This window comes from Proteus mirabilis ATCC 29906 (assembly GCF_000160755.1).
GTDB lineage: Bacteria > Pseudomonadota > Gammaproteobacteria > Enterobacterales > Enterobacteriaceae > Proteus > Proteus mirabilis.
Window position 1 is genome coordinate 697,106 of sequence record NZ_GG668576.1, and the last position, 10,561, is coordinate 707,666.

Sequence of the window (10,561 nt, forward strand, 5' to 3'; positions counted from 1 at the left end):
CTTATGTCCGGTGGTAAGAAAGTTCCACCTATAAAATTACGTCCTCTCGAAAGAGAAGACCTTCCTTTTGTCCATAAACTTGATAATAATGCTAGCGTTATGCGCTACTGGTTTGAAGAGCCTTATGAAGCTTTTATTGAGTTAAGCGACCTATATGAAAAACATATTCACGACCAAAGCGAACGACGTTTTATTGCTGAAAGTGAAGGCACAAAAGTCGGTTTAGTTGAGCTGGTTGAAATTGATTATGTTCATCGTCGTGCTGAGTTTCAAATCATTATCGCCCCTGCTCATCAAGGCCATGGTTATGCAGCCCGCGCGGCAAAGTTAGCGATGGACTACGCTTTTTCTGTACTTAATTTATACAAACTCTATTTAATCGTCGATAAAGAGAATGCTAAAGCGATTCATATTTATGAAAAGCTTGGCTTTAAGAAAGAAGGTGATTTAATAGATGAGTTTTTTGTTAATGGCTCTTACCGTTCTGCGATTAGAATGTGTACATTCCAAGCCCCTTATTTTGAACAAAAAGCCAAAGCAGCAAGACCGGAAAATTTTGTTAAACCGGGTGCAACGATAAAACAATATGTCTGATTGATTCAGATAATAAGATTTAACTTTAACCCATGTTGGAGTTCAGATGTCCCAAGAACGACTCTATATTGATAAAGAGATCAGCTGGCTTGCGTTTAACGAGCGAGTATTGCAAGAGGCGGCAGATAAACGTAACCCGCTAATCGAAAGGGTCAGGTTTTTGGGGATCTATTCAAATAATCTTGATGAGTTTTATAAAGTTCGCTTTGCGGATGTAAAACGGCGTATTTTAATTAATGAGGAGCGTGGCTCACGCTCTGGCTCTAGTCACGCTCGTCATTTAATCAAAAAAATCCAATCTAAAGTTGCCAAAGCCGACCAAGAATTCGACGCACTGTATAACGACTTGCTTTTAGAGATGGCGCGTAATCAGATTTTTTTAATCAATGAACGGCAAATCTCACCTAACCAACAAATTTGGTTACGCCAATATTTTCGCCAAAACTTAAGAAAACATATCACGCCGATCCTTATCAACCCTGAAACTAATTTGGTTGAGTTTTTAAAAGATGATTACACATATTTAGCCGTTGAAATTGCTCAGGGGCAAACTATTCACTACGCTTTGTTAGAGATCCCCTCCGATAAAGTCCCTCGTTTTGTTATTTTGCCTACAGAACAAGGCCGAGGTAAGAAAAAGTCAATGATTTTGCTGGATAATATCTTACGCTATTGTCTTGATGAGATTTTTAAAGGCTTCTTTGACTATGATTCTTTAAATGCTTATTCCATGAAAATGACACGTGATGCTGAATATGATTTAGCCACTGAAATGGAATCCAGCTTATTAGAAATGATGTCATCTACCTTAAAACAGCGCCTTACCGCTGAGCCTGTTCGTTTTGTCTATCAACGTGATATGCCCGATGAAATGGTTGCTTTACTGCGTAGCAAATTAGGTTTATCTAATAATGACTCGGTCATTGCTGGTGGGCGTTATCACAACTTTAAAGACTTTATTAATTTTCCTAATGAGGGTAGTAAGTTTCTATTAAACAAACCTATTCCTCGTTTACGGCATGTTTGGTTTGATAATTTCCGTAATGGCTTTGATGCAATTCGTGAACGTGATGTGTTACTTTATTATCCTTATCATACCTTTGAGCATGTATTAGAATTATTACGCCAAGCGTCTTTTGATCCCAGTGTCATTTCAATAAAAATCAATATCTATCGCGTAGCAAAAGACTCTCGGATTATCGATTCGATGATCCACGCCGCCCACAATGGTAAGCGTGTCACTGTGGTCGTTGAATTACAAGCTCGCTTTGATGAAGCCGCGAATATACATTGGGCTAAACGCTTAACCGAAGCTGGCGTCCACGTTATCTTTTCAGCGCCTGGCTTAAAAATTCATGCGAAATTATTTATTATTTCTCGTTTGGAAGAAGGCGAAATCATTCGCTATGCGCATATTGGTACTGGGAATTTTAATGAAAAAACCGCACGCCTTTATACCGATTATTCTCTGTTAACCGCGAATACAGAAATTAATAATGAAGTACGTCGAGTGTTCAATTTTATTGAAAACCCTTATCGTCCGGTGACTTTTGAACATTTAATGGTATCACCGCAAAACTCACGTATTTTGTTAAACCAGTTGATCACAAATGAAATTCACAATGCTCAAGCGGGGCACCCTGCGGGTATTACCTTAAAAGTTAACAATTTAGTCGATGAAGAGTTAGTTAATCGTCTTTATGATGCCTCACAAGCAGGTGTTAAAATCCGCCTATTAGTACGCGGTATGTGCTCTTTAGTCCCTAATCAGCCCGATTTTAGTGAAAATATTCAGGTCACCAGTATTGTTGACCGCTTTTTAGAGCATGATCGTGTTTATGTCTTTACCAATAAAGGGGATGAGAAAATTTTCCTATCATCCGCAGACTGGATGACTCGTAACCTTGATTATCGTATTGAAGTTGCCGTACCACTACTCGACCCTCAGCTAAAACAGCGTATTTTGGATATTCTTGAGATCCAGTTTAATGATACTGTAAAAGCACGATATTTAGATAAAGATCTAACAAATAGCTATGTTCCTCGAGGAAATAAACGTAAGATCCGCGCCCAACTTGCTGTATATGAATACCTTAAATCATTAGAACAACCAGGATCACGAGCGTAATCAATGCCTTTATTACAAGATGACTCTTCTTCACCACGTCCTTTAGAAATTGCGGCTATAGACCTTGGTTCTAATAGTTTTCATATGATCATAGCCCGTGTTGTCAATGGTGCCTTACAGGTATTAAGTCGTTTAAAACAACGGGTATATCTTGCCGATGGCCTTGATGATAATGATAAACTCAGTGAAGAAGCAATGTTGCGGGGGCTTTCTGCACTTTCCCTTTTTGCTGAAAGGTTACAGGGATTTCCAGCAGAAAATGTCACTGTGGTCGGTACACATACGTTACGGGTTGCTAGCAATGCCAAAGTCTTTTTGCAACGCGCAAAAGAGGTGATGCCCTATCCTATTGAAATTATTTCTGGTCACGAAGAAGCACGCCTGATCTTTATGGGCGTTGAGCATACGCAATCTGAAAAAGGGCGTAAGCTAGTGATTGATATTGGTGGAGGCTCTACCGAATTAGTGATCGGAGAGAATTTTGAACCCATCTTGATCGAAAGCCAGCGTATGGGGTGTGTCAGTTTTAGCCGTCAATTTTTCCCGAACCAAAAAATTAGCGAATCCGCTTTTCGTAAAGCACGCGAAAAAGCAGCTCGTAAAATGGAAAAAATTGCTTGGCAATATAAAATGACCGGCTGGGATGTCGCATTAGGCGCATCGGGTACTATCAAAGCTGCACATGAAATTTTGGTTGAATTTGGTGAAAAAGATGGTGTGATCACCCCTGAACGCCTATTAATGTTGACCAAACAGGTACTACGGTTTAAAAAATTTAAAGATATCACCCTACCGGGGTTATCCGATGAACGTAAACACAGTTTTGTACCTGGTTTAGCCATTTTATGCGGTATTTTCGACACTTTAGGCTTAAAGGCACTCCATTTATCTGATGGTGCATTACGTGAAGGTGTATTGTATGAAATGGAAGGCCGTTTTCGTCATCAAGATATTCGCCAGCGTACCGCCAAAAGTCTTGCTGAACACTATAATATCGATCGTGAACAAGCTAAGCGTGTCCTCACCACAATGCAATCACTGTATGCTCAGTGGGCGGAACAAAATCCTAAACTGGTTCGTCCTGATCTAGAAGCGATTTTAGTATGGGCGGTGATGTTGCATGAAGTGGGATTAAGTATCAATTTAAGTGGTTTGCATCGTCATTCTGCTTATATTCTTTCGAATACAGATTTACCCGGTTTTAATCAAGAACAACAACAATTATTAACTACATTAGTTCGTTATCATCGCAAAGCAATTAAGTTTGATGAGTTACCTAAATTTAATCTATATAAAAAGAAACAGTATTATCCATTAGTACAAATACTTAGGTTAGCAACACTACTTAATAATCAGCGTCAATCAACAACTAAACCGGTTTCTTTACGTTTAGTGACCGATGATAATCACTGGACACTCTATTTTCCTAAAAATTATCTTGCCGATAACACATTGATGGAATTGGATTTAGAAAAAGAACAGGAGCATTGGCAGGCCGTTCCGGGCTGGAAACTGGATATAAAAGAGGAATCTGCTTAACAATATGATATTATACAGAAAAAGACGCGGTATAATGCGTCTTTTGTTGCATTTATCATACAACAACTATCACATAACAACGTAAGGTTTGATTTGTGACGATAATATGAAAATACCCAATGTAATATTTTCAAGATCGCTATTTTTTTATATGGAGAAGACCGATAATCATCCTAAAATGGAATAATGAATACTAATGGTTATCTCCCTCGTAAGAATTAAAAAGGAATAACATGTCTCAATCAGCTATCAATAATGATACTGCGGCTGCCATCAATCCATATTCACAAAAAGTGGCACACCTGCGTCAGCAAATTCTGAACATCTTTCTTGAAGATGACCGTTTTGTTGAAACAGTGCTAGGTGAAGCAAGTGAAAGTGATAGGCTGAGCCACCATGAACTTCATGAAAAAATCACCACTGTTAGAGAATTACTACAAGATCTACACGCGGCAGATATTGCAGATATTCTTGAAGCCCTTCCCTATGATGAACGTTTAGCCCTATGGCATTTGGTTGATAATAATGAGCGTGGTGCGGTTTTAGTCGAAGCCTCTGTCGCCGTTTGGGACAGCCTAATTAAAGATATGACGGATCGTGAATTATTACGCTCAGTCGCTTCTTTGCATGTGGATGAACAGGCCTATATTGCGGAGCATTTACCCCGTGATACCATGCGTCGTCTTTTGACCTATTTAGAACCAAGTCTGCGTAATAGGATCAGAGAAGTCCTGCAATATCCGAAGGATAGTGTTGGACAGATGATGGATTTTGAGTTTGTCACCGTGCGTGGCAACGTAACATTAAAAACGGTTCAACGTTATTTACGCCAACGTGGCTCTATTCCTGAAGCCACGGATAAAATTTTCGTTATTGATAATGCCAATCATCTGTTAGGTGAATTACCCTTAACCACAGTATTAACCCAGTCGCCGGATAAACGGGTCTCTGATGTCATGAAAACCGATACTGTCAGCTTTATGCCCGAAGAGAAAGGCGAAGATGCAGCGGGTGCGTTCGAACGTTATGACTTAATTTCGGCTGCAGTTGTTGATAGTAATGGCCTGTTAATGGGACGTTTAACCGTTGAAGATATCGTCGATAATATGCATGAAGAGAGCGATACCAACATTCGTCGTATGGGGGGGTTAAGCCCAGAAGAGGATGTATTCGCCCCTGTCGGGCAAGCGGTTAAAACACGTTGGACATGGCTTGCTATCAACTTATGTACTGCTTTTGTCGCTTCTCGTGTTATCGGTGTGTTTGAGCATACCATTTCCCAATTAGTCGCCTTAGCAACTTTAATGCCCATTGTTGCAGGTATTGGGGGAAATACCGGTAACCAAACCATTACTATGATTGTGCGTGCATTAGCACTACATCAAATTCAGACTGGTAGTTTCTCGTTCTTAATTTTAAGAGAGTTAGGTGTTGCCCTTATCAACGGTATTGTTTGGGGGGGAATAATGGGAGTTGTAACTTACTTCCTTTATGGTGATATTGCGATGGGCGCCGTAATGACAATGGCCATGGTACTCAACCTGTTGATGGCTGCCATGATGGGGGTATTAATACCAATGACCATGATAAAACTGGGTAAAGATCCGGCTATTGGCTCAAGTGTGATGATCACCGCGATCACCGATACTGGTGGCTTCTTTATTTTCTTAGGCCTAGCCACTATTTTCTTAGTTTAACAAGACAGATAAAAACGCCACTGTAGAGTACATCACAGTGGCGTTTTTGTTTTTATAGATTTTTTAGGCTGTTGTTGAAAGAAAGTAATAGACCAGTAGTAATGCGACAACAAGCGATACCATAAACGTTCTTCTTACCGCAACACTGACTGATAAATTATCTTGTTGCAGACTCCCATACAGCGTTTTTTTTAGTAGCAGACTACTAGCTAAAGCGACAACAAACACAGATGCAAATAGCACAATCGCGGCTAACAACACCGCACTTATCGAAATTGAATTCATCACTCCCCCTGCTATATCCACCGACATCTGATGTAATTATAACCAGATAATGACGCTTTGAGATGATTTTTGCTGTTTTTCCCCTATTTATCATTTAACTATTTAAAATCTATATTTTAAATAAAAATGCGTAACCACGCTTACAATAACCATATTGATTGACATTTAATATCAATAATTTTCAATTTTAAGAAATTTAAAACCAATGAACAACTAGATTCATTTTAGATGAATACCCTAAAAACAATACTAATAACAGATTATATCGCTACAAAACATCAATGTTTATTAATTAATAATCTAATTATTATTTAATTAACAAGAAATAATAAATTAAAATAACGCTAATTTTATTATTTAATTCAATTTAGAAAAATTGAAATGATATTCAATAAATCGTTTTTTTAACCATAACTAATAAATGAAAATAAAGATAAGAACAAAACCTCTAATTTTATTAAAAAACTACACAAGAAAATAAAAACCGTCCTAAAAATCACAAAACAAACAAAACTTAGCATTAAAAACTACAGATGCTCACAATGACAACTTATCAAATTGTTTTATTTTATGCTCTTTACTTCATAAAGAGCTTCCTGATATAACTATTTACATCATTACAATATTATTCTTTCTTGTATAAAAGACGATAAATAACTTTTTAACGTTATTTATTGCCACCTTTGTGATCAACTTTTTTAAGAATTTTATTGATGGTTTGGTTATTTACTCTTTTTTATCACGATGATTAATATAGGTTGTTATTATGACATCACAATCACACTCCACTCAGCCGTTGAGTCAACCTACGGCAAGACCTTTAAACCGCAACGACTATAAAACGTTGGGTTTATCCTCACTAGGAGGAACATTGGAGTTCTATGATTTCGTGATCTTCGTGTTCTTTACGAAAACATTGAGCCATTTATTCTTTCCTGGTGATAACGCTTTTATCGCTCAGATGCAGACATTAGGTATTTTTGCTGCCGGTTATCTTGCTCGTCCTTTAGGTGGCATCATTATGGCTCACTATGGCGATATTATCGGCCGTAAACGTATGTTTACCTTAAGTATCTTTTTAATGGCTGTACCTACTTTGGTGATTGGCTTATTACCTACCTATGCCAGCATCGGTGTGGCTGCACCGTTATTACTGTTATTGATGCGTATTATGCAAGGGGCGGCTATCGGTGGTGAAATGCCCGGGGCTTGGGTATTTATTGCCGAACACACCCCGAAACAGCGTTATGGCTTAGGGGTGGGTACCTTAACATCCGGTATTACTGGTGGCATCTTATTAGGCTCTATCGTCGCTATTATTGTACAACGCAGCTATAGCGCTCAAGAAGTGAATGATTTTGCATGGCGAATTCCCTTTATTTTAGGTGGTATATTTGGCTTGATCTCGGTTTATTTACGTCGTTTTTTACAAGAAACACCTATCTTTAAAGAGATGGCGTCTAAAAAAGCCTTAGCACAAGAAATGCCTGTGGTTTCGGTTATCAAAAACCATAAACAAGCCTGTTTAATTACTGCAGCATTAACATGGTCTTTATCTACAGCTATTGTTGTTACTATTTTGATGACACCCAGTGTCATTGTTGAAGGGATCTACAAAATAGACAGAACAACATCGTTAGAAGCGAACTGTGTTGCCACCTTAACGCTGACCTTAGGATGTATCTTCTGGGGCTGGTTGGGTGATAAATTAGGAACCCGTGCATCCATGACCTTATCATGGGGTGGATTAATTGTTACTGCATTCCATTTTTATGGAAGCTTAGATGCCAATATGTCTGGTATCCAATTAGCATTTAACTATGGTTTGATGGGCTTTTTTGTCGGTGCAATTGCCACAACCCCAATTGTGAGTACTAGAGCATTTCCTCCTTCAATTCGTTTTTCTGGCCTCTCTTTTGCTTATAATATGGCCTATGCCGTATTTGGTGGCTTAACGCCAATGTTAACGGGCGCTTGGTTGGAAAAAACGGCAATGGCAGGAGCTTATTATGTTGCAGCTGTTTCTGCATTAGCCATTGTTATCGCATTCTTACCTTTAGCTTATAAAGGCTGGATCGCGGTAAACACCAGCTCACGGGAAAAAGAGATAGCATTGCAAGTTGATAAAGTCGCTAGTTAATCGTTGCTAGCAAGAAATATTTTACTCTCCTTAGAATTTATTATTCACAACAACACCACTCTAATAGGTGGTGTTGTTGCATCAATATAATTAATCTAATCACTGTAGTTTATCTGAATTTAATCTTGTTATATATCAATCAATTGATAAGATTGTAAAAAAGAAAATTTTCCGCAAAATTGGCCCTATCAAGACATTACAGGACTTGAGATCATTACTGAAACATTACATTTTAAGATCAACGATAATGAGTAGATTTTTATTAATTTGAAATATGTTTTCCAAAAAGACAAGTATAAATAAAAAACAACATTATCAAGTACTATAGATATTTTTTGTTAAAATTAACTTTATTTTTAAATAGATATAAAAAAGGATGCCCTAAGGCATCCTTTTATTGTCTGACAATAAATTTCACATATTACTGTGTCATTTTACTCAGCATAGGGGCAGTAAATAGCATTAACAGTGCAATAACACCTGTTACGATACCTATTTGTAAAAATACACTGCTATAAATTTCTAATGATGCGTGTGCATTTTGTACGTCTTCAGGAACGGCCATTAAGCTTGCCACTTTACCAGCAATAATTGCAGCTGCCGCAGATGTTAAGAACCATGCGCCCATAATAAAGCCCATTAAACGCTGTGGCACTAGTTGGGCCACCATCGCAAGACCTAATCCTGAGATCATCAGCTCACCAATACTTTGAAAGCCATAACTGGCAACAAGCCACCATGATGAAACGATACCGGCTTCATTTGCCATACTCGCCCCCAATGGTAATACTAAGAATGCAGTTGCACTCAAAAACATTCCCACTGTGAATTTATAAGGCATGGGTAATTTATCACCCATAAAGTTATATATAGCAGCCAATAATGGACTAGCTAGCATGATCCAAAATGGGTTAAGTGATTGAAATTGCTCTGGCTCAACACTAAAGCCTAAAATAGCGTGTTCAACATTATGGATCGCAAAAAAGTTTAATGATGTTGGCATTTGATCATAAAGAACAAAAAATACCACGGCTTCCACCATCAGTAAGAAAGCGACGATCATTTTACGCCGTGCAACCCCTTTCATCATAAAAGTTTCACGGGCAAAAATCAGGATAATACCTAATGAAATAATCGCTAAAGACCATGTTGCCACTTCATTATTATGTAATAACCACGTTGATACTGCTGTTAAAGCAACAATCCCCACCAGCGTTAATAACAGTTTCAGGTAGTTTAGTGGCTCAAAGTCAGGCCTAGAGCCTTTATCTTTGATCCAACCGCGACATAGCATAAAGTTTGCCAGTGTGATCAACATCCCCACCACACTTAATGCGAAAGCGACATCCCAACCATAATTCGCCGCTAACCATGGTGTCGCTAACATGGATAAAAATGATCCCACATTAATCGACATATAGTACATGGTAAATGCACCATCTAATTGTGGATCATCTTTCTCATAACAGGTGGCTAATAAAGAGGAAGGATTGGCTTTAAATAAACCATTACCCACCGCAATAGTGGCTAATCCCCAGTAAATCATATCTTTATCATGATCGGAGAAAGCAACCATGGCATAACCAATTGCCAGCACAATAGCCCCTAGGACAATAACCCTTTTTGTCCCGAGAATTTTATCGCCAAGCCAGCCACCAATTGCCACAAAGCCATAAACTAATGCGGTAAATGCGGCAAAAACAGTGATAGCTTCCGCCTCACTCATACCCAGCATTTTAACCAGATAAACGGCCATGATCCCTTGTAAGCCGTAATATCCAAAACGTTCCCATAATTCGATTGAGAAGATGAGATAAAATGCACGAGGCTGTTTAAACGCATTCAGACTCGGTTTCTGTTCATCTTCAGGTGTGTTTGCAGTTGACACTAAAAACCTCTAGTTATTCTATTATGCCCTTATTTTTGGGCTGCTTTTACCAAAAACATTGTGATTCAAGACAGAGTTAAAGCGCGGTGTTATTCATACTGAATTGTTATTCTTAACAAAGAGTTCAACACAGAGAAAAACAAGGTTGGCATTCTATCACCGGAAAGAATAATTATCTAAGAATTATAACTAACTATTGCGTTTTATCATAGTTGACGCCATTTGTACAAAATAGTTATGCGTTCAAAAAATCAACAAACAAAATAACTCACTGATTATTAATCATTTAT

7 protein-coding genes are annotated in these 10,561 nt (G+C 38.2%); 5 read left to right on the forward strand and 2 right to left on the reverse strand.

Going from position 1 to position 10,561, the window contains the following annotated elements:
- Positions 1-3: 3 nt before the first annotated feature.
- From speG to mgtE, 4 genes are all read left to right on the forward strand, one after another.
- Positions 4-594: a spermidine N1-acetyltransferase gene (gene speG / locus HMPREF0693_RS03265; RefSeq protein WP_004243436.1), complete on the forward strand. Its 591-nt coding sequence runs from the start codon at positions 4-6 to the stop codon at positions 592-594.
- A 46-nt stretch (positions 595-640) separates the two neighbouring features.
- Positions 641-2,722, forward strand: a complete 2,082-nt coding sequence (ppk1, locus tag HMPREF0693_RS03270; RefSeq protein ID WP_004243437.1) for a polyphosphate kinase 1 — start codon at positions 641-643, stop codon at positions 2,720-2,722.
- 3 nt (positions 2,723-2,725) lie between these two features.
- Positions 2,726-4,261, forward strand: a complete 1,536-nt coding sequence (gene ppx, locus HMPREF0693_RS03275; protein ID WP_004243438.1) for an exopolyphosphatase — start codon at positions 2,726-2,728, stop codon at positions 4,259-4,261.
- Between the two features lie 233 nt (positions 4,262-4,494).
- Positions 4,495-5,958 (forward strand): magnesium transporter, encoded by a 1,464-nt coding sequence (mgtE, locus tag HMPREF0693_RS03280; protein ID WP_004243440.1) that lies wholly within the window; start codon positions 4,495-4,497, stop codon positions 5,956-5,958.
- A 63-nt stretch (positions 5,959-6,021) separates the two neighbouring features.
- On the opposite strand, the gene HMPREF0693_RS03285 is transcribed toward mgtE, so the two are convergent.
- A complete protein-coding gene (locus HMPREF0693_RS03285) occupies positions 6,022-6,243 on the reverse strand; it encodes a hypothetical protein (RefSeq protein ID WP_004248291.1) in 222 nt (73 codons plus the stop codon).
- A gap of 766 nt (positions 6,244-7,009) precedes the next feature.
- On the opposite strand from HMPREF0693_RS03285, the gene HMPREF0693_RS03290 reads away from it, so the two are divergent.
- Complete coding sequence (locus tag HMPREF0693_RS03290; protein WP_004243442.1) at positions 7,010-8,383, forward strand: MFS transporter; 1,374 nt, start codon at positions 7,010-7,012, stop codon at positions 8,381-8,383.
- 421 nt (positions 8,384-8,804) lie between these two features.
- Here HMPREF0693_RS03290 and dtpA read toward each other — a convergent pair whose 3' ends face one another.
- On the reverse strand, positions 8,805-10,271 hold the full coding sequence (gene dtpA, locus HMPREF0693_RS03295; protein WP_004243443.1) for a dipeptide/tripeptide permease DtpA: 1,467 nt from the start codon (positions 10,269-10,271) through the stop codon (positions 8,805-8,807).
- Positions 10,272-10,561: the final 290 nt, after the last annotated feature.